This is a genomic window from Arcobacter aquimarinus (assembly GCF_013177635.1).
Taxonomy (GTDB): Bacteria; Campylobacterota; Campylobacteria; order Campylobacterales; family Arcobacteraceae; genus Aliarcobacter; species Aliarcobacter aquimarinus.
This window is the reverse complement of the sequence record NZ_CP030944.1, coordinates 399,269-422,905: the sequence shown is the minus strand read 5'-3', so window position 1 is coordinate 422,905 and position 23,637 is coordinate 399,269. Positions and strand designations below refer to the sequence as shown.

27 protein-coding genes are annotated in these 23,637 nt (G+C 27.7%); 14 read left to right on the top strand and 13 right to left on the bottom strand.

Translation table 11 applies throughout. The features are described 5' to 3' along the window. Positions 1-78: 78 nt before the first annotated feature. From purE to AAQM_RS02090, 6 genes are read right to left on the bottom strand one after another with little or no spacing between them, the layout of a single operon-like run. A complete protein-coding gene (gene purE / locus AAQM_RS02115) occupies positions 79-603 on the bottom strand; it encodes a 5-(carboxyamino)imidazole ribonucleotide mutase (RefSeq protein ID WP_129094355.1) in 525 nt (174 codons plus the stop codon). Continuing rightward, positions 600-1,751 (bottom strand): 5-(carboxyamino)imidazole ribonucleotide synthase, encoded by a 1,152-nt coding sequence (locus AAQM_RS02110; protein WP_129094356.1) that lies wholly within the window; start codon positions 1,749-1,751, stop codon positions 600-602. The genes purE and AAQM_RS02110 overlap by 4 nt, the downstream gene beginning before the upstream one ends. Positions 1,752-1,775: 24 nt before the next feature. Then, on the bottom strand, positions 1,776-2,066 hold the full coding sequence (locus AAQM_RS02105) for a P-II family nitrogen regulator (protein ID WP_129094357.1): 291 nt from the start codon (positions 2,064-2,066) through the stop codon (positions 1,776-1,778). Positions 2,067-2,069: 3 nt separating this feature from the next. Beyond that, positions 2,070-3,044, bottom strand: a complete 975-nt coding sequence (locus tag AAQM_RS02100) for a sodium-dependent bicarbonate transport family permease (RefSeq protein WP_129094358.1) — start codon at positions 3,042-3,044, stop codon at positions 2,070-2,072. Between the two features lie 58 nt (positions 3,045-3,102). Next, a complete protein-coding gene (gene moaA / locus AAQM_RS02095) occupies positions 3,103-4,074 on the bottom strand; it encodes a GTP 3',8-cyclase MoaA (RefSeq protein WP_129094359.1) in 972 nt (323 codons plus the stop codon). Positions 4,075-4,098: 24 nt separating this feature from the next. After that, positions 4,099-5,016, bottom strand: a complete 918-nt coding sequence (locus tag AAQM_RS02090) for a glycosyl transferase (RefSeq protein ID WP_129094360.1) — start codon at positions 5,014-5,016, stop codon at positions 4,099-4,101. Between the two features lie 86 nt (positions 5,017-5,102). On the opposite strand from AAQM_RS02090, the gene AAQM_RS02085 reads away from it, so the two are divergent. The 4 genes from AAQM_RS02085 (at position 5,103) to rraA (ending at position 8,143) form a co-directional block, all read left to right on the top strand. Further along, positions 5,103-5,768, top strand: coding sequence for a Crp/Fnr family transcriptional regulator (locus tag AAQM_RS02085; RefSeq protein WP_129094361.1), 666 nt, complete (start codon positions 5,103-5,105; stop codon positions 5,766-5,768). Further along, positions 5,765-6,772: a type IV pili methyl-accepting chemotaxis transducer N-terminal domain-containing protein gene (locus tag AAQM_RS02080; protein ID WP_129094362.1), complete on the top strand. Its 1,008-nt coding sequence runs from the start codon at positions 5,765-5,767 to the stop codon at positions 6,770-6,772. Before AAQM_RS02085 ends, AAQM_RS02080 begins: the two co-directional genes overlap by 4 nt. A gap of 62 nt (positions 6,773-6,834) precedes the next feature. After that, positions 6,835-7,566 (top strand): uroporphyrinogen-III C-methyltransferase, encoded by a 732-nt coding sequence (gene cobA / locus AAQM_RS02075; protein ID WP_129094363.1) that lies wholly within the window; start codon positions 6,835-6,837, stop codon positions 7,564-7,566. Between the two features lie 94 nt (positions 7,567-7,660). Continuing rightward, positions 7,661-8,143, top strand: coding sequence for a ribonuclease E activity regulator RraA (rraA, locus tag AAQM_RS02070; protein WP_129094364.1), 483 nt, complete (start codon positions 7,661-7,663; stop codon positions 8,141-8,143). Positions 8,144-8,181: 38 nt separating this feature from the next. Here rraA and AAQM_RS02065 read toward each other — a convergent pair whose 3' ends face one another. Continuing rightward, positions 8,182-8,883, bottom strand: a complete 702-nt coding sequence (locus tag AAQM_RS02065; RefSeq protein WP_129094365.1) for a response regulator transcription factor — start codon at positions 8,881-8,883, stop codon at positions 8,182-8,184. 66 nt (positions 8,884-8,949) lie between these two features. Here AAQM_RS02065 and AAQM_RS02060 point away from each other — a divergent pair, with 66 nt between their 5' ends. After that, a complete protein-coding gene (locus AAQM_RS02060; protein WP_129094366.1) occupies positions 8,950-10,509 on the top strand; it encodes a cache domain-containing protein in 1,560 nt (519 codons plus the stop codon). A gap of 27 nt (positions 10,510-10,536) precedes the next feature. Here the strand turns inward: AAQM_RS02060 and AAQM_RS02055 are convergent, their stop codons facing one another. Genes AAQM_RS02055 through AAQM_RS02045 form a run of 3 tightly spaced genes read right to left on the bottom strand, consistent with a single transcriptional unit; the run spans position 10,537 to position 13,371 of the window. Beyond that, positions 10,537-11,817 (bottom strand): TRAP transporter large permease, encoded by a 1,281-nt coding sequence (locus tag AAQM_RS02055; RefSeq protein WP_129094367.1) that lies wholly within the window; start codon positions 11,815-11,817, stop codon positions 10,537-10,539. A gap of 1 nt (position 11,818) precedes the next feature. Beyond that, positions 11,819-12,364, bottom strand: a complete 546-nt coding sequence (locus tag AAQM_RS02050) for a TRAP transporter small permease (RefSeq protein ID WP_129094368.1) — start codon at positions 12,362-12,364, stop codon at positions 11,819-11,821. A 14-nt stretch (positions 12,365-12,378) separates the two neighbouring features. Then, positions 12,379-13,371 (bottom strand): DctP family TRAP transporter solute-binding subunit, encoded by a 993-nt coding sequence (locus AAQM_RS02045; RefSeq protein WP_129094369.1) that lies wholly within the window; start codon positions 13,369-13,371, stop codon positions 12,379-12,381. Positions 13,372-13,576: 205 nt separating this feature from the next. Between AAQM_RS02045 and napA the strand changes: the two genes are divergently transcribed. Genes napA through AAQM_RS02005 form a run of 8 tightly spaced genes read left to right on the top strand, consistent with a single transcriptional unit; the run spans position 13,577 to position 20,932 of the window. Further along, a complete protein-coding gene (gene napA / locus AAQM_RS02040; RefSeq protein WP_129094370.1) occupies positions 13,577-16,387 on the top strand; it encodes a nitrate reductase catalytic subunit NapA in 2,811 nt (936 codons plus the stop codon). 28 nt (positions 16,388-16,415) lie between these two features. Then, positions 16,416-17,228 carry a ferredoxin-type protein NapG gene (napG, locus tag AAQM_RS02035; protein WP_129094371.1) on the top strand — a complete coding sequence of 271 codons (813 nt, stop codon included), beginning with the start codon at positions 16,416-16,418 and terminating at the stop codon, positions 17,226-17,228. Continuing rightward, entirely contained in the window at positions 17,225-18,046 is an 822-nt protein-coding gene (napH, locus tag AAQM_RS02030) for a quinol dehydrogenase ferredoxin subunit NapH (RefSeq protein ID WP_129094372.1), read from the top strand. The genes napG and napH overlap by 4 nt, the downstream gene beginning before the upstream one ends. Then, entirely contained in the window at positions 18,033-18,632 is a 600-nt protein-coding gene (locus AAQM_RS02025; protein WP_129094373.1) for a nitrate reductase cytochrome c-type subunit, read from the top strand. The genes napH and AAQM_RS02025 overlap by 14 nt, the downstream gene beginning before the upstream one ends. Further along, positions 18,632-19,120, top strand: coding sequence for a ferredoxin-type protein NapF (locus AAQM_RS02020; protein WP_129094523.1), 489 nt, complete (start codon positions 18,632-18,634; stop codon positions 19,118-19,120). The genes AAQM_RS02025 and AAQM_RS02020 overlap by 1 nt, the downstream gene beginning before the upstream one ends. A gap of 8 nt (positions 19,121-19,128) precedes the next feature. Beyond that, the gene (locus tag AAQM_RS02015) at positions 19,129-20,085 is read left to right on the top strand and encodes a WD40 repeat domain-containing protein (protein WP_129094374.1); all 957 of its coding nucleotides are present in this window, start codon (positions 19,129-19,131) and stop codon (positions 20,083-20,085) included. Positions 20,086-20,100: 15 nt separating this feature from the next. Next, positions 20,101-20,487: a chaperone NapD gene (locus AAQM_RS02010; protein ID WP_129094375.1), complete on the top strand. Its 387-nt coding sequence runs from the start codon at positions 20,101-20,103 to the stop codon at positions 20,485-20,487. A 1-nt stretch (position 20,488) separates the two neighbouring features. Beyond that, positions 20,489-20,932 carry a PAS domain-containing protein gene (locus AAQM_RS02005; protein WP_129094376.1) on the top strand — a complete coding sequence of 148 codons (444 nt, stop codon included), beginning with the start codon at positions 20,489-20,491 and terminating at the stop codon, positions 20,930-20,932. A gap of 13 nt (positions 20,933-20,945) precedes the next feature. Here the strand turns inward: AAQM_RS02005 and AAQM_RS02000 are convergent, their stop codons facing one another. Beyond that, on the bottom strand, positions 20,946-21,272 hold the full coding sequence (locus AAQM_RS02000; RefSeq protein ID WP_129094377.1) for a hypothetical protein: 327 nt from the start codon (positions 21,270-21,272) through the stop codon (positions 20,946-20,948). Between the two features lie 77 nt (positions 21,273-21,349). Here AAQM_RS02000 and AAQM_RS01995 point away from each other — a divergent pair, with 77 nt between their 5' ends. Continuing rightward, entirely contained in the window at positions 21,350-21,733 is a 384-nt protein-coding gene (locus AAQM_RS01995) for a hypothetical protein (protein ID WP_129094378.1), read from the top strand. Positions 21,734-22,050: 317 nt separating this feature from the next. Here AAQM_RS01995 and serS read toward each other — a convergent pair whose 3' ends face one another. After that, entirely contained in the window at positions 22,051-23,292 is a 1,242-nt protein-coding gene (serS, locus tag AAQM_RS01990) for a serine--tRNA ligase (RefSeq protein WP_129094379.1), read from the bottom strand. Positions 23,293-23,364: 72 nt separating this feature from the next. Next, positions 23,365-23,571, bottom strand: coding sequence for a hypothetical protein (locus AAQM_RS01985; protein WP_129094380.1), 207 nt, complete (start codon positions 23,569-23,571; stop codon positions 23,365-23,367). Positions 23,572-23,637: the final 66 nt, after the last annotated feature.

Genomic DNA, 23,637 nt, shown 5'->3' with positions numbered 1-23,637 from the left:
TAATAGGTATATGTTAATTTTTCACTTACAATAAAATGAACGCGGATTATAGTTTATTTTTACTTTAGTTTTGTTTAATTATTTACCCATAAATTTTAAATAATCTTGATATTCTAACTCTTCTAATTTTTCTGCTTTTTTTTCAACTTCTTCTTGCATCTGTTTTTTATAATCTTTAACTTTGTATTTTATCTCTTTATGTTTTATTCCAATAATCTGAGCTGCTAAAATCCCTGCATTTTTAGAATTATTAATTGCAACAGTTGCAACAGGAACTCCTCCTGGCATTTGAACTATTGATAATAAAGAGTCCATTCCTTCTAAAGATGAAGTTTTAACAGGAACACCAATAACTGGAAGTGGTGTAATTGAAGCTACCATTCCTGGTAAATGTGCTGCTCCACCAGCACCAGCAATAATTACTTTTAAACCTCTCTTATCAGCCTCTTTTGCATATTTAAATAATCTCTCAGGAGTTCTATGCGCTGAAACAACCGTAACTTCATAATCAATTCCAAAATATTCACACATTTGTGCAGCTGCACTCATAACTGGAAGATCAGAATCACTTCCCATAATAATTCCAACTAATGGTTTTTTCATATTTTTTTGCTCCCTTTTATTTTTAATATATCTTTTGCTTTTAAAGCTTTTTTTAGTGCTTCATTTAAATTCTCATCTAAAACTGTAATATGTCCCATTTTTCTAAATGGTTTAGTCTCTTTTTTACCATAAAAGTGAAAAGATAGTTCAGGTATTTCTAAAGCATCGTGTATTCCTTCAATAAAAGGTTCTCCTTCATATCCTTCTTCACCTAAAAGATTCACCATAACTGATGGTGAGATAAGTTTTGTCGAGCCTAAAGGTAAATTTGTAACAGCACGAATAATTTGTTCAAACTGTGAAGTAGCACATGACTCAACAGTATAATGACCTGAATTATGTGGACGAGGAGCGATTTCATTTACAAAAACTTCACCTTGTTTTGTTAAAAACAACTCTACTCCAAAAATTCCTACTCCATCTAAAACTTCTATAGATTTAATTGCAATTTCTTTTACTTTTTCATTTAAAGTTTCATCTATTTTTGCAGGAGCCATAACAATATCACAAATATTTACTCTCTCATCAAAAAGCATTTCAACAACTGGATAAGCTGCTATCTCACCTTCAATGTTTCTAGCAACTATTATTGCTAACTCTTTATCAATATCAACTAGTTCTTCAATAAATGATTCAACTTTAATACAGTTTTCTAAATCTTCTTTAGTTTTTAGAAGCATTACACCTTTACCGTCATATCCACCTTTTTTAGTTTTTTGAATAACTGGTAAACCAAAGCTTTGTAAATCTTCTTTTGTCTCTACATTTTTATATTTTGGAACTGGTATTCCTTTTTCATGAAGAAGTTTTTTTTGTTCATATTTATCTTGAATTAATTCCATAACATAAGGAGATGGAAAAATTCTATAATCAGCATCATACAACTCTTTTAAAACTTGTGTATCAATATGTTCTAACTCAAAAGTAGTAACATCACACTCTTTTACAAGTTGAGTTAATTTTTCTTTATCGTAAAATCCACCAACAATTTGTCTATCTGAAACTTGTGCAGCAGGACAATTTACTGTTGGATCTAAAATAGTTACGTGAAATCCCATTTTCTTTGCTTTTTGTGACATTATTTTACCTAATTGTCCACCACCAATAATACCAAGTTTTAAACTTGAGTAGTTAAAGTTTTTATCCATTAAATCATTTTCTCCTATTTTTATTTATTGCAATAACATAACATCAGTGATAATGCACTTACCACCATATTTTTTGATAAAAGTTCTAATATCTTCTATCATAAAAAGAAATTTTTCTTCATCACAAACAGTAAATATATAATTATTACTAAATACATCAGTTATTTCATCTGCCATCTTTAGTCCATGTCCTCCACAACCTTGAATATCTCGTATAATTGTATATCCTGTTATTCCTTTTTGTTTTAATAAATCTAATAATCTATTTAAATAGACTGTTTCAACTATTACTTCAATTTTTTTCATATTTTTCATATTTTAACCCCATAAAAGATTTATTAAAAAGTAGTATAAAGGTATTCCTATTGAGATATTAAATGGAAAAGTTATTGCTAAACTTAAAGGCAAATAAATTCCTGGATTAGCTTCAGGAACAGATAACCTCATAGCTGCTGGAACTGCTATATACGACGCACTTCCACTTAAAAGTGCTAATAAGAAAGCATCGCCTTTTGAGATTCCAAAATAATATCCTAATCCCATTGCTACAAGAGCATTAAATATTGGCATCACTATCGCAAATGCAATTAAAAAAAAGCCTAGTTTTTTTGATTCATATATTCTTTTTGCAGCAACTATCCCCATATCTAAAAGAAAAAATGCAAGAATTCCTTTAAATAAAGCTCCAAAAAGTGGCTCCATTGAAGTCCAACCTTTTTCACCTGTTAAAATTCCTATAATCAAAGCCCCTATCAATAAAAAAACTGAAGGATTTAAAAAAGCTTCTTTAAATATCTCACTCCAGTTTGTTTTAGAAAAATTTTCATTTTTTTTTGCAAAAAGTGCTGCAAATACAAGTCCTATTACAATAGCTGGAGATTCCATTAAAGTCATAGCAGCAACCATATAACCACCATATTCCACACCAATTGTCTGTAAATACGTAATTCCTGTTATAAAAGTAACAGCACTAATAGATCCATAAGTGGCAGCTAATGCCACAGAATTATAGGTATCAAGCTTAGTTCTTAAGATAAAATAACTATAAATAGGAACTAGAAAAGCCATGAATACGGCTAAAGAAAGAGCTTTTAAAATATATAGATTCAAACCACTTTTTGATAGTTCATATCCACCATGAAGACCAATAGCAATTAATAAATATAAAGAAAAAAGTTTAGGAAGAGGTTGTGGTATTGTCAAATCTGACTTTAAAAATACAGCCAACATTCCTAAGAAAAAGAACAAAATCGGAGGGTTTAAAATATTTTGAGCTATTAAATTTATGTCCATTTTAATCCTATTTTTTTTAGTAAATACACATAATTATAACTTTTTTTTCCTTTGATTTTTATCCACCTGTTTGATAGAAAGCTCTAGAAGAGACTTCATTATCATCTTTTACAGACCATCTATTTTTTTCTGGTTTTCCTGCTAATACTTTTTTTAATATTTCTACTGCTTCATCAATTCTATTATTTTGCACTGCATCTTTTATACTCATTGCATCTTCAAAATATAGGCATGGTATTAAAAATCCTTCAGCTGTTAATCTTATTCTATTACACTGAGCACAAAAATCATCTTTATGTGGTTCTATTATTCCAAATTGGAAACCATCTTCAAGTTCATAATACTGAGCAGGAGAACTTGTATCTCTTGGAACCATTTTAAAATTAGGATATTTTTGAGAAATTATTGCTTTTATCTCATCAGAATTTAATCCTTTCGCTCCATCTTTCGCGTGATGGTTTTCCATAAATTCTATAAATCTTACTGTATATCCTTTTGTTTTACAAAATTCTAAAACTTCCAATATATCATTATCATTTACTCCTTTTACAGGAACACAATTTATCTTAATTTTAAGTCCAACATCGCTTGCTTTTTGAATACCTTCTAAAACTGTATCTAAAACGTCTTTTTGTGCCATTTTAGCAGCAGTTGCAGGATTTAATGAATCAAGAGAGATATTTATTCTTTTTAGTCCAGCATCTTTTAATTTTTGTGCTGATTTTGGTAATAAATATCCATTCGTTGTTAAAGCTAAATCTATATCATTCTTATAATCAAATATCATTTTTATAAAAATATCAAGTCCCTCTCTTAAAAGTGGTTCTCCTCCTGTTATTCTTACTTTTTTTATCCCTTCATCAATTGAAGCTTTTATAAATTTAAATAAATCTTCATAAGAAAGTAAATTTTCTTTTGGTACCCACGAAAAAGGTTTCTCAGGCATACAATATTGACATCTAAAATTACATCTTTCAGTTACTGAAACTCTTAGATAATCGTGTTTTCTTCCAAATCCGTCTATTAACATTTTTTACCTTTTTTCTCTAAACTTTTAGTTTAGTCTTTGCCATGCTTCATCTAACGAAGCAACTCTTTTTGAAAATAAAAGATATAAAGCAACATTAAATCTAGCAAGTTTTAAAATCTGTTCATCAGGATTTTTAACTATATTTAAAGACTCTTCCAAAGTTATATTTTCAAACTCTTTATCATAAGTTATTCCATAATCTTTTAAACAAAAACTCTCTTCTATTATATTTCCATCTTGCATTTTCCAAAACTTTCCATCTTTAAATACTTCAGGACTTCCTTCACTTGCTTTTACAACAACAATTTCTTTAAAATATGGAGCAAAAATATCTAAATATTTTTGAACATAAGGCTTGTGAAATGCTGTTGTTACTCCATATTCACTAAGACTTGGATTTAAAAGTTTTTCAACAGTATTAAAAGCTGTTCTTAAACCCAACTCATGACGAATTTGTGTAATATCACTCAACTCCTTTAAGTATTCTACCCTATCAAAAAAATGAATATATTGACCTTTGTCAATATTTGTAAAAATCTCTTTTGTTGTGATTCCAACTTTTGCAGGTTGTAAAAAATCACCCGAAATAACTAAATTTAATCTTCTTATATCTGAATTTTTTTTATAAAACTCTTCTAAAATATTCTCAAAAAGTGGAAATAAAAATGGATTTTCACATCTTCCATCATATGAATAACCAAGCTCAATAGAATCTTTTATTTCTTTAAATTTCATAAATTTTCTAAGTGCAATAATAGCACCTTTTAATTCATCATTTGTTTCAAGTTTTGTTCTCCAAGCTATTAAAAATGCTCCTATTTGTGCTTGAGTTGCTTTATTTGTTAAAATTTGTTCAATTGCATCTGATACTTCATCTGTAGTTAAATCTTTATTTCCTTTTGGACCTGTACCTACAGCTTTTATATATTTTTTAAAATTCATTATATACCTTATTTTTTAATACTTAATTACTTATTTTACAAGCATAATATACAATAGCTTAAACAAAACAATTAACAAGGTAACACGTGAGCTTAGTAGAAACCATCAAAAAAATAAGTTTTTTTAATAATTTAAATGAAGAACAACTATCAATAATTGCTTCATTTTCTTCTATTTCTAAATACTCTAGTAAATCTATATTATTTTACGAAAGTGAAGTTAATCAAAATCTTCTTTTTTTAGTTGATGGATTACTTAAAATATATAAATTTGATAAATTTGGAAATGAGATTTTTTTATATCACGTTTATAAAAATTCTATGATAAGTGAACTTTCATCTTTAAATAGTAATGATATTTACTGTTTCTCTAATGCAGAATTTATAGATGAATCAACTATATTATCTGTGAATTTTGAAAAACTTTATGAATACTTTTTATCCAAAAATATTTTAACTAAAGAGTTAATGGAAAATCTATTAAATAAAACTCAACAACTACAATGTATTATAAACAGAGAGTTAGTTTTTGATGCAACTGCAAAAGTTGCTTTTATGTTAAATCAAGATTTGGAAATGTTTAACAAACTAAAAAGACAAGAGGTCTCTTTTATGTTACATATTCAGCCAGAAACATTATCAAGAGTTTTAAAAAAACTCTCAAGAGAAGAGATAATAAATATAGAAAATGGTGATATTGTAATAATAAATCAAAATGCTTTAAGTTCAATTTTCAAAGGAATTGCTGTATGAAAAAAAATAGGATAAGTACTAAAATAAAATCAATAGGAATACTATTTTTTATTTTAATGACAAGTATAATAACAACAACTATATATTTAAATAACAAAAATGAAAAAGATGCCTTAATTATAAATATTGCAGGAAAACAAAGAATGTTAAGCCAAAATATTACAAAAAATATTTTTTATTTATATCAAAATAAAGAAGCTTCATTTTCAGAACTTGAAAATTCAACTACAGAATTTATTTATAATCTTAACTCTTTGAGAGATGGAAATCAATTATCAGGTATTATGAAAGCTCCAACGGATGAAATAGCAAAACAATTGATGAAAGTTGAAATTTTGTGGAAAAGTTTTCATAAAAATATAGAATATTTTAAAGAGTTAAATCAAAAAAATGACTCTTTTACAAATTTATCTTTAAAAAAATTAATTGATACTATTTATCTAACTAACCCTACTTTATTAGAAGAGATAGATAATTTAGTATCTATGTATACTAAGCACAGTGAAGAAAAAAGTACGCAACTAAAATATATTCAATACTTTTTTGCTTTATTATTAATCTTATTAATAACTTATAGTTTTTTTGAATTAAAAACTATGGAAGAACAAGCTAAGAAGTTTTTAGAAGAGTCAAAAAAAGTAATTGAACAAAATATAAATGAACCTCTAACTCCAATAAAAATTGATGGAGAAAATGAAATAGTTGAAGCAACTAAAACAGTAAATCATTTCATAAATAAAATAAATTCAGTAATGAGCTATTCAACAAATGCTATTGAATATTCTAAAAATGCTTCTTTAAAACTTGAAGAATTAACAGATGAATTTGATAAGGTTATAAATGAATTAACAAATTCAAATGATTTATCAAAACAATTGAATAAAAGTGAAGATATAGTGATTCAATCTCAAGAATATTTAATAAATTCAACTAAAAGACTTCAAGAATTAAAAAATGAATTAGATAAAATTTTACAAACTTGTAATACTATGAAATCATCATAAAGTTCTTATAAAAAATTTTAGATATAATTTAATTAAATAATATATATAAGGAATATTAATCAATGTCTAAAGTTTATTTAACAGGAGCTGGTCCTGGTGATATTGAACTTCTTACTTTAAAAGCCTTAAGAGTAATTCAAAATGCTGATGTTTTAATCTATGATAGATTGGTAAATCCAGAGATTTTAGAGATGGTAAAAAAAGATTGTGATTTAATCTATGTTGGAAAAGAAGATAAAAAACATACTTTACCTCAAGATGAAATAAACGAATTAATTTATCAAGCAACATTAAAATATGAAAATGTAGTAAGATTAAAAGGTGGTGATCCTTTTGTTTTTGGTCGTGGAGGAGAAGAAGCTTTATATTTACAGCAAAGAGATATAAAATTTGAAATAATCCCAGGAATCAGCTCAGCTATTGCTGTTCCAGCGTATGCAGGAATTCCAGTAACCCATAGAGGAATAACAACTTCTTTTAGAGTAGTAACAGGTCATGAAAATCCAAAAAAGAAAATATCTCAAATAGAATGGAAAACTTTTTTAAATGATGAAACAATTGTATTTTTAATGGGTTATCATAATCTTGAGATTATTACTTCAAAGTTAATATCACTTGGAAAAAGTGAAAACTATCCATGTGCTGTAATTTCAAAAGGGACAACAAAAGACCAAGAAGTAGTAGTTTCTACACTTAAAAACATAGTAGAAGATTCAAAAAATCTACCAACTCCAGTAATGATAATAATTGGAGAAGTTGTAAATTTAAGAGAAAATATTAAATGGTTTAATTAATATTTTTTTTTAATATTTATTTAATTTATACACTTTTTATACATTAGTTTTTAATATCATCAAGTTTATATTTATGGAAGATAAGGAAAAAAAGATGAATATTCAAACAGCAGATTTATGTGATGATAATAGAGATAAAAAAATAGATGTTTTACCTTCTAAATTCAAAAATTATGGTGGATTAAAAAATTTTTATGGGCAAATTGTAACTGTAAAACTGGACAAAAGTAATTGGCTTTTAATTGATATATTAAAAAATGAAAATGGTGAAGGGAAGATTGTTGTTGTAGATAATAATCAAGAATTTTTTGGTGTTGTAGGCGATAAACTAATGAGTTATGCTAGAAATAACAATTGGAGAGCAATTATTGTAAACGGATATGTAAGAGATATCGATAATACTAGAAATATAAATGTTGGACTTTTAGCAATAGGAACTTGTCCACTTAGAAATTTTGATATAACTGATTCAAAAAGAGATATTGAACTAAATTTTGAAGGAATTAGTTTTAGTAATGGAGATTATCTTTATGCTGATAATGATGGAGTTATAATCTCTAAAGAGAAACTTTTTTAGATTTTAGAATACTTATTTTTAAGTATTCTAAATATATTTTATAAATCTTGAATAGCCTTACTATCGTGATAATATCCTATTCCTTGAACATTTTTTAAAAAATTTTCTGGCAATTTTTTTCTTAAATTCTTTATAAAAAGCCTCATTGCATTTGCTGTCATAACAGAGTCATCATCCCAAATTGAATTTTCAAGCTCTTCATAAGTAATTATTCTATTTTTACTAACAAGTAATTTTAAAAACATAGCCTCTTTTTTTGTAAGAAGAAAATCTTCATTTCCATTTGAAACCGTTGATTTAGTGTAATCAAAAAACCAATTTTGTGTCAAAGTATATATTTTATTATCATCAAAAGATTTAACAAAAAGTTCTAAAGCTTCCATCAAATTATCATTTGTTATGGGTTTTACGATATATTTTACTAAATGCAACTCTGTAGCTTTTAATAAATACTCCAAATCCGTATATGCAGAAGTTATAATAACTCTTGTTTTTGAATCAGTTTGTCTAATTTTTTTAATAAAATCTATTCCTGTTTCATTTCCCATTCTAATATCAGTAATAATTAAATCAGGTTTAAACTGTAAATATTTAATAGATGCTTCACTGCAATTTTTAGCACTATAAACTTCTTTAAACAAATGTTTTAGAATCTCTTCAATATTATTTCTAATTCCATCTTCATCTTCAACATACAAAACAGTAAAAGCACAAAGTTTACTTAATGAATTATTTTTCATATTATAAAAATCCCTATTAGAAAAGATATGTTATCATAGCAAATCATTGCTAATTAAGGGGTTATTTTGAACTATAGTATAGAAAAAAATCTATCAAAAATCATCATTTTTACATTTATTATTATTATGTCCTCAATGATTTTTGCTATCTCTTACTTTTATGTAACTAATACCTATGATAATTTTGAAGTTGAAATGGATAAATTTGTAAAAGAGTTTCATCAAGAGAAAAAAAAGACCCTAAAAAAAGAGGTTCATACAGTTATTGATATTTTAAATTATAATATTGCAAAATCAAATTTAGAAGATGAAGAATTAAAAACAGATGCTATAAAACTTCTTAATAATATCAATTTTGAAGAGAACAAAAGTAATTATTTTTTTGCTTATGATGTAATAAATATGCAAGGAGGAGATGATTTTGCAGTTTTAGTTGTAAATCCAAACCGACCTGATTTAGTTGGAAGATTAATTTCAACAAATTATAAAGATACAGATGGTAAAAAGTTTAGAGAAGATTTTATGAAAGATATTAGACAAAAAGGTGAATCTTATACTTTATATGCCTATAAAAAACCAAATTCTGATAAATCACAATATAAATTATCTTATTTTAAATATTATGAAAGATTTAACTGGATTATCGCTGTTGGTATTTATACAGATGATATGGAAAATGAAATTCAACTAAAAAGAGAAGATTTAAAACAAAGAATAAAAAAACAAATTGTACAAAATGTAGTTTTATTCTTGATGTTTTTATCTATTGCTATATTAATTTCAATAGTAATTTCTCAAAAAATTGATGATATATTAAAAAATTATGAAGAAAAAGTTAGAAAAAATGCAAATGAACTTGAGTCTTTAAATCAATCATTAGAAGAAAAAGTAAAAATTGAGATTGAAAAAAATAGAGAAAAAGAACAACTTTTAATTCAAAAATCAAAATTAATTGCCTTAGGTGAAATGATTTCAAATATTGCTCACCAATGGAGACAACCATTAAGTGAACTTTCATCTATTTTAATGTTTATAAAATTTAAGTTTGATTTAAATGCTCTTGATAGTCAAACAATGGATAAAAAATCCAAAGAAGCCACCCAAGTTTTAGAGTATATGTCTCACACTATTGATGATTTTAGAAACTTTTTTATGCCCAAAAAAGACAAAGAGGAGTTTTACTTAAATAAAGTTATTAATAGTATTATGACAATTGTTTCTAGTGGATTGCAGAATAATAATATAAACGTAGAGATTAATATTGATGATAATATTACTTTAAAAACCTATTTAAATGAATATCAACAAGTAATTCTAAATATTCTAAAAAATGCAAAAGATATATTGATAGAAAAAAATATAAAAAATCCTCTAATTAAAATGGAAGCAAAAATAGATGAAACACACATTATTTTAACTATTGAAGATAATGGTGGTGGTGTTTTTGTAGAACCTTTAAATAAAATATTTGAACCATACTTTACCACAAAATCAAAAAGTGATGGAACTGGTATTGGACTTTATATGTCTAAAATAATTGTAGAAAAAAATATGCAAGGTATTTTAAAAGTAAAAAATACAAATCTTGGAGCAAAATTTTATATTTGTATTCCTAAGATTAATTAAAAAGTAAGAGAAAATCTCTCTTACTTTTTATCCATACATTAAAGTTGGAAGCCATAATGAAATAGCTGGAATATAAGTCACCAACATTAATCCAATAAGTAATACAGTTGTCATAGGAAGTGAAGCTACAACAACTTGTTTTAAACTAAGTCCAGTAATTCCACTTGCTACAAAGAGATTAAGTCCAACAGGTGGGGTTATCATCCCTATTTCCATATTTACAACCATAATAACACCTAAATGAATAGGATCTATTCCTAAAGCTACTCCAATAGGAAGTAAAAGAGGAACTGTAATCATTACAACTGAACTTGGCTCCATAAATTGTCCCATTAATAATAAAACAATATTTACAATTAATAAGAATACTAAAGGACTAACATTTGCATCAATTATCATTTGTGTTATTTGCTGTGGAATTTGTTCATCTGTTAAGAAATGAGCAAATAACATAGCATTTGCAATGATGAAGAAAATCATCGAACTTGTTTGTGCTGAGTCTAAAACTATTTGATATAAATCTTTAACTTTTGTATCTTTATAAACAAAAATAGAGATAAATAAAGCATACATAACACTAAATGCACCAGCTTCTGTTGGAGTAAAAATACCTCCATAAATTCCACCAATAACTATAACAATAATCATCAATGCCCAAAATGCATCTTTAAAAGCTTTAAATTGTTCTTTAAAACTAGCTCTTTTAGCTGCTTTAAATCCACTTCTTTTTGCTAGAAAATAAGTAGTAACCATCATCATAGCACCTATCATAAGACCTGGAATTACCCCTGCCATAAATAGTTTACCAATAGATTGATCAGCTGTTACCCCATAAACAATAAATACAATAGATGGAGGAATTAATATACCTAATGTTCCAGAAGTTGCAATTGTTCCTATTGCAAACTGCTCATTATATCCAGCTTGTTTAATAGCTCCATACATAACAGAACCAATTGCAGCAACTGTTGCAGGTGAACTTCCACTAACAGCTGCAAAAATAATAGATGCTAAAATAGCAGCAATTGGAAGCCCACCTGGAAGATGTCCTACTAAGCTTTTTGCAAATTCAATTATTCTTCCTGCTGATGAACCCCTTGCTAATAAAGCCCCAGCTAAAATAAACATAGGAATAGCCATAAGTGTATATTTATTTAAACCATCAAATATTTTAGATGATACTCCCATTAAGTCTAAATCTGTAAAGATAAATGATGTGATTAACGTAGTAGTTCCTAAAGCGACAGCAACAGGTACTCCAAATAACATGAAAGCAAATAATAAAACAAATAAAGTAGTAATAACCATATTATTTTTCTCCTTTTATTTCTTTTATAATATCTTCGTGTTCGTTATAAAGTTTTATATCTTTTGAGTCCGTTTTATAAATTTCTAGTAACTTTTCAAAAACTCTATATGCTGCTAGGGCAAAAGCAATAGGAAGCACAAGATGTGGAATCCACATAGGAATATTTAAATCAACACTCATTTCACCAAAATCTACTAACATAAGAACTAGTTGATATCCAAAATATGATATTAACCCTAAATATAAAATTGAGATTAAATTTGCAAAAATCAAAAAGAATTTTTGATATGCCAAAGAGAATTTTCCAATAAGTAAACTCACAGAAATATGAGCACCTCTTTTAAATCCATAAGCAGCACCAAAAAGTGCAGACCAAATAAAAAGATAGTTTGTAAGTTCAGCAGCCCAAGTAAGACTCATATCAAATGCATATCTTAATATTACATTTATAAATGCTAAGAAAACCCCCAATGACAATCCTAAGACTGCCATTGTTTGGTTTATTGTACCAACGATTAAATCAGTAATTTCAAAAAATTTTTTCATACTTTAAAACTTTACTATTTTGTATCAATTGCTTTTTTGATTAAATCTTCACCTATTACATCATAGAATTTTGGGTAAACATCAGCCATAACTTTTTGCCATTGTTGTTTTTGCTCAGGTGTTAACTCTATAATTTCAAGTTTATTTGTATCCTTAGCATAAGTTTTTAATGCTTCCATTATTTTTTCATCTTCAATTGACGACTCTTTTCTTTCAAGTTCTGTTGCTTCTTTCATAGCTTGAGAGATATTTGCTTGTAAATCTTTTGGTAAACTATTCCAGAATTTTGTGTTCATCACAACTAAATACCCTAAGTATCCATGGCTACTTAAAGTAAGATTTGATTGAACTTCATGGAATTTTTTTGTATAAAAGTTTGATAAAGGATTTTCAGTTGCATCAACTACACCTTGTTGTAATGCTGAATAAACCTCTGAAAATGGTAAAACTTGTGGATTCCCACCAACTGCTTTGAATTGTGCTTCTAGCACTTTTGAAGATTGAATTCTAAATTTTAAACCTTTTGCATCTTCTGGGTTAATAATAGGTTGTTTAGAACTTGAAAAATGTTTAAATCCAGCATCCCAATAATCCATAGCCATCATCTGTTTTTTTTCATTTATTTTAGATTTTAAAATAGTTCCAACTTCTCCATCCATTACATTATATAAGTGAGCTTTATCTCTAAAAATAAATGGTAAATCAAAAAGTTGCATTTGTGGAGCAATACTTGTAAACTTTGATAAACTTGGCATAATTAATTGAACATTATTCATAACTAATGCTTTCATCTCTTCACCATCACCGTATAATTGTGAATTTGGGAATACTTGAACATCAATTTTTCCACCACTTAATTCTTCAACTCTTTTTTCAAAAAAATCAGCAGCTTTTCCTTTTGGAGTACTAGCACTTACAACGTGACTAACTTTCATTACATACTCAGCAGCTAATCCTGCTGTTGCTAACATTGCAGCTGCAATTGTTCCTAAAACTATTTTTTTCATCATCTTCTCCTTAATTTTTCGATATTAAGAAATTATAATTGAAAGTTATGTAGGTATTATGTAAAAAATCAAAATTTCAAGACTCTATATAGGATAATTTTTATCTTAATTAAACCTTAATTTACTTGACATAGGTCAATTATTAATCTTTTTTTTATAGCTACAATTTGATGTTAAAAGAATTTATTTCATAAAAGGAGAAATTATGTCGCTTTCAAGAAGAGACTTCCTAAAAAGCTCAGCAGCAGCAAGTGCAGCAGCAGCTGTTGGTATGAGTGTACCATCAAGCTTACAAGCACAAGCAAATCAAGCTGAAGGTGGATGGAGATGGGATAAGGCAGCTTGCCGATTTTGTGGAACTGGTTGTGGAATTATGCTTGCAACAAAAGAAGGTAAAATTGTTGCAGTAAAAGGTGACCCAGCAGCACCTGTAAATAGAGGACTTAATTGTATAAAAGGTTACTTCAATGCAAAGATTATGTATGGAGCTGATAGATTAAAACAACCTTTATTAAGAGTTAATTCTAAGGGTGAATTTGACAAAAAAGGTGATTTTGCACCTGTTTCTTGGCAAAGAGCTTTTGATGAAATGGAAAAACATATAAAAATAGCACTTAAAGAAAAAGGTCCTGAAGGAATTGGAATTTTTGCTTCAGGTCAATATACAATTATGGAAGGTTATGCTGCATTAAAAATGATGAAAGCAGGATTTAGAAGTAATGCAATTGACCCTAATGCAAGACACTGTATGGCATCTGCAGTTGTCGGTTTCTATCAAACTTTTGGAATCGATGAACCATCAGGTTGTTATGATGATATAGAATTAACTGATACAGTTGTAACTTGGGGTTCGAATATGGCAGAAATGCACCCTATTTTATGGTCAAGAGTAACAGATAGAAAATTAAGTGATCCAGAAAAAGTAAAAGTTATCAATCTTTCAACATATACTCACAGAACTTCTGATTTAGCTGATATTGAAATTATTTTTACTCCAAATACTGACCTTGCAATTTGGAATTATATAGCAAGAGAAATCGTATATAATCATCCAGAATCAATTGACTGGGATTTCGTAAAAGAACATATTGTATTTGCAGCAAGTCCTGTAAATATTGGTTATGGAATGAGAAGAAGTGATGAAAAATCTATCAAAGATGGAAAATATTCTGATTTAGAGATGCAAACTATTTCTAAAGAAATGGAAAAAATTGTTTCAGATACAGAAGCCCCAGCACTTGCTCCTTATGGATATAAAGCTGGTGATAAAATGGTAAATAAAAATACTGGATTAGCACACTGGGAAATCTCTTTTGAAGAGTATAAAAAATCTTTAGAGCCTTATACTCTTGATTATGTGGCAAAAATTTCAAAAGGAAATCCTGATGAAGATATTGAAGAGTTTAAGAAAAAACTTCAAACTTTAGCAGATTTGTATATTGAAAAAAATAGAAAAGTTGTAAGTTTCTGGACAATGGGTATGAATCAACACACACGTGGAACTTGGGTAAATACACTTTCATATAACGTTCACTTTTTATTAAATAAACAAGCTAAACCAGGAAGTGGAGCATTTTCACTTACAGGACAACCTAGTGCTTGTGGAACAGCAAGAGAAGTTGGAACATTTACACATAGACTTCCAGCTGATATGATGGTTGCAAACCCAAAAGATAGAGCTGTTACAGAAAAAGCTTGGAATATTCCTGCTGGAACTATAAATCCAAAAGGTACTCAACATATTATGAAAATTCATAGAGATATTGAAGATGGAAATATTAAATTTGCTTGGGTAAATGTTTGTAATCCATATCAAGATACAGCAAGTGCAACACATTGGGTAAAAGCAGCACGGGAAATGGATAATTTTATTGTTACAAGTGATGGATATCCTGGAATTTCAGCAAAAGTATCAGATCTTATCTTACCATCTGCTATGATTTATGAAAAATGGGGTGGATATGGAAATGCTGAAAGAAGAACTCAACTTTGGAGACAACAAGTAGTTCCTGTTGGTGATTCAATGAGTGATACTTGGCAATGGGTTGAACTTTCTAAAAGATTTACAGTAAAAGATTTATGGGGTGAGCAAACACTTGCAAGTACAAAAGGTGAAACTAAACTTCCAAATGTAATTGAAGCAGCAAAGGCTATGGGCTATGATGAAAATACAACAATGTATGAAATCTTATTTGCAAATGAAAAAGCTAAATCTTATAAATTAGACCATAAAGATTCTATTCAAGCTGGATATGATAATACTGAAGGTTTTGGAGATTCAAGAAATGTTCTTGGTAGTGATGGGAAACCATGGAAAGGATACGGATTCTTTATTCAAAAATATCTATTTGAAGAGTATGCTGATTTTGGTAGAGGTCATGCACACGATTTAGCTGATTTTGATACTTATCATAAAGTAAGAGGTTTAAAATGGCCAGTTGTTGATGGAAAAGAGACACAATGGAGATTTAATACTATTTATGACCCTTATGCTAAAAAAGCAAATCCAAATAGTGATTTTGCATTTTATGGTCATTTAGCAAAAGAGTTAGCTCAAGGTGATTTACTTGGAGTTAAAGACCAAGCTAAAAAATCACTAAAAAACAAAGCAAAAATCTTTGCAAGACCATATATGGATCCACCGGAAATTCCAGATAATGAGTATCCAGTTTGGTTAAGCACAGGAAGAGTTTTAGAACACTGGCATAGTGGAACTATGACGATGAGAGTTCCTGAATTATATCGAGCAGTTCCTGAAGCACTTTGTTATATGCACCCAGAAGATGCAAAAACTTATGGAGTTAAACAAGGTAGTCTTTGCTGGGTTGAAAGTAGACGAGGAAAAGTAAAAGCAAGAGTTGAAACAAGAGGTAGAAATAGACCAAGTCGAGGTTTAGTATTTGTTCCTTGGTTTGATGAAAAAGTATTTATCAATAAAGTTTGTGCAGATTACACTTGTCCGCAATCAGGTCAAACTGACTTTAAAAAATGTGCAGTAAAAATTTATCAAGCATAAACTTTAAAGAGAATATAAAGAAGAAAAGATGAAAACAGAACAAAACCTACCAACCAATGAAAGAAGAAAATTCTTTTTAACAATTGCAAGGGCAACTGGCTTAGCGATTCTTGGTGGTTTAACTTGGAGTGCTTATGTTGATGAAGTAAAAGCTAGTTCATTGATTTTAAGACCACCAGGTGCTTTAAAAGAAGAAAATTTTTTAGCAACGTGTATCAAATGTGGAATGTGTGTTGAAGCCTGCCCTTTTGATACTTTAAAACTAGCGAGACCAGGAGATAATAAACCTCTTGGAACGCCATTTTTTATACCAAGGGAAATTCCTTGTTATATGTGTACTGATATTCCATGTGTTCCTGTTTGTCCAACAGATGCACTAAATATAAAATCAGTTCAAAATGAAAATGCAAAACTTGATATTTCAAAAGCTCAAATGGGAGTTGCTGTTATAGATGATAACTCTTGTATCGCATTTTGGGGTATTCAATGTGATGCTTGCTATAGAGCTTGTCCACTTTTAGGAGAAGCTATTAGTATTGAGTATTCAAAAAATGAAAGAACAGGGAAACACGCTTTTTTAAAACCAGTTGTACATGCAGATACTTGTACTGGTTGTGGATTATGTGAAAAAGCTTGTGTTACTCAAAAAGCAGCTATTTTTGTACTTCCTAGAAATATAGCTTTAGGGAAAGTTGGTGATCATTATGTTCAAGGCTGGAATAAAGAAGACCAAAAAAGAGTAGAAAATGCTCTAGGAGAAACTACAAAAACAAAAATTAGTAAAGATAGTGCTGTTGATTCTTTAAATAACTCTAAAGATATGGAGGATTTATTAAAATGATAAAAAAATATAGATTTTTAATAGCAAGAAGAATCACACAAATATCTATCATGGTTTTATATGTAATTGCAAATGTATATGGAATACATATTTTGATGGGAAATTTAAGTTCATCATTACTTTTAAATACAATTCCATTAAGTGATCCTTATGCTGTTTTACAAATGTTTTTTGCAGGGGCTATTATCTCTTTTGATTTATTGTTGGGAGCTTTTTTCATCTTAATTTTTTATATGATTATAGGAGGTCGAGCTTTTTGTTCTTGGGTTTGTCCTGTAAATATTATTACTGATTTATCAAACTATTTAAGAAGAAAATTTGGATTTAATCAAATTCAAAAAAAACAACCAGCATCAAGAAATATGAGATATTGGATAATTATTATTAGTTTAATCATCTCTTTTTTCATGGGAGTTGCAGCCTTTGAATTAGTTTCTCCTGTATCTATGGTTCATAGAGGAATCATCTTTGGAATGGGTTTTACTTGGGCAACAATAGTTGTGATATTTCTTTTTGACTTATTTGTATTAAAAAATGGTTGGTGTGGACATATTTGTCCATTAGGTGGATTTTATTCACTAGTTGGAAGATTTAGTTTAATTAGAGTTCATCATAATGCACCTAATTGTACAGCGTGTATGAAATGTAAAGAAGTTTGTCCTGAAAATCAAGTTTTACACATGGTTACAAAAATTTCAATGCCTGTATTAAGTGGTGAATGTACAAACTGTGGAAGATGTGTGGAAGTTTGTGATGATGATGCTCTTAATTTTTCAATAAAAAATTTAATTAAGGAAAGACAAAATGAAGTTAGGTAAATTAACTTTAGCAGTATCATTAGCAGCATCAATTTTAATAGCTGCTAATACAAAAAATGTTATTGATGATGAATCAATTGGTTTAAGAAAAGTAGATTTATTATCTGAAGAAAAAGTTGCTCCTGATGAGACAAAATATGGAACATCTCAACCTATGAGTGGATATAAAATAGATAGAGCTTATCAAAATGCACCACCTATGATTCCCCATGATGTTGAAGGAATGTTGGATATTACTCCTCAAAATAATTCGTGTATTGGTTGTCATGATACAGCTGTTGCTGAATCTATGGGAGCAACTCCTATTCCTAAATCACACTATATTGATTTTAGACCAAAACATAAGTTAGATGGAGATAAATTTGAAAAGAGTTCAGATGTAATGAAAAATGAAGTTTCAATTAAACCTATTGATACTCTTTCAAACGCAAGATTCAATTGTAATGCTTGTCATGCTCCTCAAAGTACTGGAGAGTTAGCTGTTGAAAATACTTTCCAAGCTGATTTTACAAATAAAGATGGAAAAGTAAAATCAAACTGGCATGAAGTTCTAACAGAAGATTTAGATACATTAAAGAAAAAATGATGAAAAGAAGAGAACTTTTTGGTTCTCTTGCTTTTCCTTTTTCAAAAAAAGAGAAGCAAGAGAAAATTATTAGACCTCCTTATTTTGAAAATGAAAATAGTGAGTCACTTTTTTTGACAAACTGTATAGATTGTGAAGGTTTATGTAGTACTGTTTGTGAAGAAAATATAATAGTAATTCAAGAAGATAATACACCAAAATTAGATTTTTCAATTTCAGGATGTACATATTGCGATAAATGTGCAGAAATTTGTCCAAAAGAAGTTTTAAAAATAGAAAATAAGAAAAATATTGATATTAAAATAGAAATAGATGTATTATCATGTTTATCATGGAATCAAACTATGTGTTTTTCGTGTAAAGACCCATGTTTAGATAAAGCTATAGATTTTTTAGCTATGTTTAGACCAAGTATAAATAACAACTGTACTTCTTGTGGCTTTTGTATTAAAGTTTGTCCAACAGATGCTATAAAAATTATAAAATAAGGGAAAATATGAAAATTTTTAAAATATTATTTTTATCTTTCATTTTTTTACTAAATCTAAAAGCTTATGATTTAGAACCAAACTATTCACTAATTGCAAGTGGTGGAGTTACAGATTTAGTACTAAAAAATAACCTTCTTTATGTAGCAACAACAGCTTCAAGTGTAGATATTTTTGATATTAATACTAAAATAAAAACATCATCTATAAAAGTTCCTCAAATAAAAGATTTTATGCAAGATACTATTGACTCTAAAATTTATAGTGTAGATGTTTTAGCTAATAATATTTTGATTCTTTCTCAAGGAGAAAAAGGAGGAAGAAATATCGATATTTATACTGATGGAAAATTAAAAAGAGTAATTTCTGATGAAAATAGATTATTTATAGCTCGTGCAAAATTTTTAGATGAAAATCATATAATTTATGCCTTACTTTCAAATCAAATCTATCTTTATGATATAAAAAATAAAAAAATTTTAAATGAAACTCAAATCTCTCAGTCTAAATTTTCAAATTTCAAACTTACAAGAGATAAAACAAAAGTTTTAATAAGTGATGAAAGTGGTATTTTAACTATGATTGATACGAAAACTTTTAAATTAATAAAAAATTTTGAAGGACAAAATCTTGATAATGTTTTTCAAGTTGATATAAAAAATGAGATTATATTAACAGCTGGACAAGATAGAAAAGCAGCAATTTATAGTTTAAATGGAAAGATATCTTATTATAAAACTTTTCCTTTTTTAATATATAGTGCAGGATTAAGTCCAAGTGGGAAATTAGCAGCAGTTGCAAGTGATGAAGAAAATAATGTAACAATCTTTGAAGTTGATACAAAAAAAGAACTTTTTAAACTAAAACAAAATAGAGCAACTTTGACAAATATTTTGTTTATAAATGAAAAAGAATTATTTGTTACAAGTGACCATGAACAAATAAACTATTATAAAATTAACTAAATAAAAGGAAAAAAAATGAATATCTCAAGTATCGTAATACAAACTCTTCCAAAACATGTGGAAGAAGTAGTTGAATCTTTGAAAAAATCTGGTGTTTGTGATTATCATATGCATGATGAAAAAGGAAGAATAATTATAACAATAGAAGGAAATGGTGTTCAAGAAGAGTTAAAAAAACTAAAAGTTATTGAATCTATTCCTTATGTAATAACTGCTGATATGCAAATGTCATATAGTGAAGAAGAACTAAGTTCTCATATGGAAGTTTTAAAAAATGCAGATGCCGTTCCAAAAGTTTTAAATGATAAAACTATTGATGTGTCAAATATGGTTTACAATGGTGATTTAAAGAAGAAAGATTTAGAAGGTTTTGCTAAAACATTTGATAATACAGGAAAATAAAATGGAATTTTTAAGTGGAAACTTTTTATGTGAAACTATTGTTCCAAGTGGAGAATTAATAGTTTCAAGAACAGACTTAAAAGGAAATATCACCTATGCAAATGATACTTTTGCTTTGATTTCAGGTTATAAAATGGGTGAATTAATAGGTCGTCCACACAATATGGTAAGACATCCAGATATGCCAAAAATAATTTTTTCTAAACTTTGGGAAGATTTAAAAACAAAAGGTTCATGGAGTGGAGTTGTAAAAAATCTAAGAAAAGATGAAGGATTTTACTGGGTTTATGCAGAGATTTCGGGAGTTTATAAAAACAATGAACTTATTGAATACAAATCTATTAGAACACCTATTTCTTTTGAAGATAAAGTAAAATATCAACTCTATTATGACCAACTAAAAAAACAGAACAATGAACCAATAAGAAAAATAATATACAACTAAAACTTCAAGGATTTTATCCTTGACAGTTACTATTTATATTAGTTAAATTTATTAAAATATCTTTTTTCTTTGAAAAAGTTATCTTTACAAAATCTTCAAACTCTTCAACTTCATAATCAAAAAATATTTCTATTTTAGGAAACAATCCTAAAGGAATTTTATGATTTATCATTACTAATTTTGAATACTTTTCTAATAACTCAAGCCCAGCTAAAGCATTTATCATAGGCTCTGGAATTGCTGTTTCGCTTGTATCAAAATATATAGTATTATCTTTCTCAAAAAAAGGAACTGTAGCTTTTTTTACTTCTATTTGTTTTGCATCATTTGGAATAATCATAAATCTTCCTATTTTAAATTTTTAAATTATAAATATATTTTATACAAATAATATACTAAAAAATAGTATCATAAAAGATGAAAAAATTTATTTTAACCTTATTTTTAATAATATCTAATCTTTTCTCTTTTGATTCAAATATACAAGGCTCTTATGCAATTGGAATTTTTCATGAAAATGGAACAGGAGAAAATATTCAACATAAAAAAATTACTCAAGATGATTATAATGGAATATGTTTTTCTAAAATAGTAATTTTTGGAAATATAAGTAATAATTCAAAAATTGAGGTAAAAATAGGAAATTCATTGGGATATATACAAAATCAAATTCCAATTTATAATAAAAATAAAATCAAAATAGGAACAGAAATTACTTTTATTCATTACAATGTGGATAAAGGATATTTTGAAATAAAAATTGATAATAAACTTTATGATTCAAAAGTTTTTATTAAATAATTCAATTAACTTTTAAAATTAATTATAAATATTAAAATAAAATTTATAAACGTAGCATTAAAATAGCATTCTTTAAGTTTAGAAGATGTATAATTTTACAAATTAAGAGGTTTTATCTACTTATCTCTCCTTAGTTAAAATTTTCATCCTGAAATTTTTAAGATAAAGCTTCTTTTTTTAATTTTGGATTTAACCAAAAAGGTCGTTCTGTTTAAGTAATTAGATTTTAATTTCATCGTTTTAATATTTTTTTATTAAAATCTAATAAAAAAGGGGAAGTTTCACCAACTTCCCCTTTTTTTTGTCTTCTATTTTAACTATTTAATATATGGTTTTAATACTTCTGGAATTCTAACTGTTCCATCTTCATTTTGATAATTTTCCATAATAGCAACAAGTGTTCTTCCAACAGCTAAACTTGAACCATTTAAAGTGTGAGCTAAGATATTTTTCTTATCTTCTTTATATCTAATTTTTGCCCTTCTTGCTTGAAAATCTCTTGTATTTGAGATTGATGAAATTTCTCTATATTTATTTTGTCCAGGTAACCAAACTTCTAAGTCAATTGTAACTGCTGCACTAAATCCTAAATCTCCCGTACATAATTGTACTTTTTGGTGAGCAAGTCCAAGTGAAGTTAATAAATCACTTGCACAACTTACCATTTTTTGGAAAATTTCATCTGATTGTTCTTGTGAAGTAATAGCAACCATTTCAACTTTATCAAATTGATGTTGTCTAATTAATCCTCTTGTATCTCGACCTGCACTTCCAGCTTCTTTTCTAAAACAAGGAGTATAAGATGTAAGTAATAATGGTAATTCAGATACATCAATAATTTCATCATTATAAAGATTTGTTAAACTAACCTCAGCTGTTGGGATTAAATATAAATCTTCACCCTCAATTTTAAATAAATCATCAGCAAATTTTGGAAGTTGCCCTGTTCCTTGAAGAGTATTTGAATTTGCCATAAATGGAACATACCACTCTTCGAAACCTCTTTGTCTATTAAAATCAAGCATATAGTTGATTAAAGCTCGCTCTAACCTTGCTCCATCGCCTTTAATTGCACTAAATCTAGATTTTGCTAGTTTAACACCTCTTTCAAAATCTAACCAACCATTGTTTAAATCCCAATGCTCTTTTGGTTCAAAATTAAAAGTTGGTTTTTCACCAATTACTTCTAAAATCACATTTTCATTTTCATCAGCACCAACAGGAACACAGTCATCAGGCATATTTGGAACACCTAAAATAACTGAAGTTAGTTCTTCTTCTAAAACTCTAACCTCATCTTCTAGTTCTTGTTTTTTATTTTTTAGATTATTTATATTTTCTTGAAGTTCTGTCACATCTAAGTTTTCTTTTTTGTATCTTCCAAATTCTTTTGAAAGTGCGTTTTGAGAAGCTGTAACATCTTCCATCTCTTGTCTTTTTTGTTTTGTTGTATTTGCAAGAGATTTTAAGTTATTTAAAAGTTCGTTATCAACACCTTTTTTTTGTAAAGCTGTTGCAACTTTTTCAAAATCTTTTTGAAGTAATCTTATATCTATCATATTTACTCTTTGTAATTTTTCTTGGAATTATAACCAAAAAAAGCTACAAAGAGATTAGACGAGTTTTTAAACTTATCCGTTCATTTCCATTTTGATAATTACATTTCCATCAACGTATTCACTTCTAAATTTATGCTTGTGACAGAAGTCTTCATTCATAATAATACACATTTCATTTGCCTTTTCCAATGCTTCTTCAACTGTATTAAAATGTGTTTCTTGTTCAAAATTAGAGTTTCTAAAACATCCACAGGCTCTTTCAACTATAACGCTTGCCATATTATTCTCCTTTAAAAATTTTCGCAATTGTATCATAAAGAGATTAGATTTATATTATTCTATTAT

Excerpts from the sequence above, each read along its gene's own strand:
- purE (WP_129094355.1), bottom strand. The coding sequence starts at position 603 with ATGAAAAAACCATTAGTTGGAATTATTATGGGAAGTGATTCTGATCTT.
- AAQM_RS02110 (WP_129094356.1), bottom strand. The coding sequence starts at position 1,751 with ATGGATAAAAACTTTAACTACTCAAGTTTAAAACTTGGTATTATTGGT.
- AAQM_RS02105 (WP_129094357.1), bottom strand. The coding sequence starts at position 2,066 with ATGAAAAATATGAAAAAAATTGAAGTAATAGTTGAAACAGTCTATTTA.
- AAQM_RS02100 (WP_129094358.1), bottom strand. The coding sequence starts at position 3,044 with ATGGACATAAATTTAATAGCTCAAAATATTTTAAACCCTCCGATTTTG.
- moaA (WP_129094359.1), bottom strand. The coding sequence starts at position 4,074 with ATGTTAATAGACGGATTTGGAAGAAAACACGATTATCTAAGAGTTTCA.
- AAQM_RS02090 (WP_129094360.1), bottom strand. The coding sequence starts at position 5,016 with ATGAATTTTAAAAAATATATAAAAGCTGTAGGTACAGGTCCAAAAGGA.
- AAQM_RS02080 (WP_129094362.1), top strand. The coding sequence starts at position 5,765 with ATGAAAAAAAATAGGATAAGTACTAAAATAAAATCAATAGGAATACTA.
- cobA (WP_129094363.1), top strand. The coding sequence starts at position 6,835 with ATGTCTAAAGTTTATTTAACAGGAGCTGGTCCTGGTGATATTGAACTT.
- rraA (WP_129094364.1), top strand. The coding sequence starts at position 7,661 with ATGAATATTCAAACAGCAGATTTATGTGATGATAATAGAGATAAAAAA.
- AAQM_RS02065 (WP_129094365.1), bottom strand. The coding sequence starts at position 8,883 with ATGAAAAATAATTCATTAAGTAAACTTTGTGCTTTTACTGTTTTGTAT.
- AAQM_RS02055 (WP_129094367.1), bottom strand. The coding sequence starts at position 11,817 with ATGGTTATTACTACTTTATTTGTTTTATTATTTGCTTTCATGTTATTT.
- AAQM_RS02050 (WP_129094368.1), bottom strand. The coding sequence starts at position 12,364 with ATGAAAAAATTTTTTGAAATTACTGATTTAATCGTTGGTACAATAAAC.
- AAQM_RS02045 (WP_129094369.1), bottom strand. The coding sequence starts at position 13,371 with ATGAAAAAAATAGTTTTAGGAACAATTGCAGCTGCAATGTTAGCAACA.
- napA (WP_129094370.1), top strand. The coding sequence starts at position 13,577 with ATGTCGCTTTCAAGAAGAGACTTCCTAAAAAGCTCAGCAGCAGCAAGT.
- napG (WP_129094371.1), top strand. The coding sequence starts at position 16,416 with ATGAAAACAGAACAAAACCTACCAACCAATGAAAGAAGAAAATTCTTT.
- napH (WP_129094372.1), top strand. The coding sequence starts at position 17,225 with ATGATAAAAAAATATAGATTTTTAATAGCAAGAAGAATCACACAAATA.
- AAQM_RS02025 (WP_129094373.1), top strand. The coding sequence starts at position 18,033 with ATGAAGTTAGGTAAATTAACTTTAGCAGTATCATTAGCAGCATCAATT.
- AAQM_RS02020 (WP_129094523.1), top strand. The coding sequence starts at position 18,632 with ATGAAAAGAAGAGAACTTTTTGGTTCTCTTGCTTTTCCTTTTTCAAAA.
- AAQM_RS02015 (WP_129094374.1), top strand. The coding sequence starts at position 19,129 with ATGAAAATTTTTAAAATATTATTTTTATCTTTCATTTTTTTACTAAAT.
- AAQM_RS02010 (WP_129094375.1), top strand. The coding sequence starts at position 20,101 with ATGAATATCTCAAGTATCGTAATACAAACTCTTCCAAAACATGTGGAA.
- AAQM_RS02005 (WP_129094376.1), top strand. The coding sequence starts at position 20,489 with ATGGAATTTTTAAGTGGAAACTTTTTATGTGAAACTATTGTTCCAAGT.
- AAQM_RS02000 (WP_129094377.1), bottom strand. The coding sequence starts at position 21,272 with ATGATTATTCCAAATGATGCAAAACAAATAGAAGTAAAAAAAGCTACA.
- AAQM_RS01995 (WP_129094378.1), top strand. The coding sequence starts at position 21,350 with ATGAAAAAATTTATTTTAACCTTATTTTTAATAATATCTAATCTTTTC.
- serS (WP_129094379.1), bottom strand. The coding sequence starts at position 23,292 with ATGATAGATATAAGATTACTTCAAAAAGATTTTGAAAAAGTTGCAACA.
- AAQM_RS01985 (WP_129094380.1), bottom strand. The coding sequence starts at position 23,571 with ATGGCAAGCGTTATAGTTGAAAGAGCCTGTGGATGTTTTAGAAACTCT.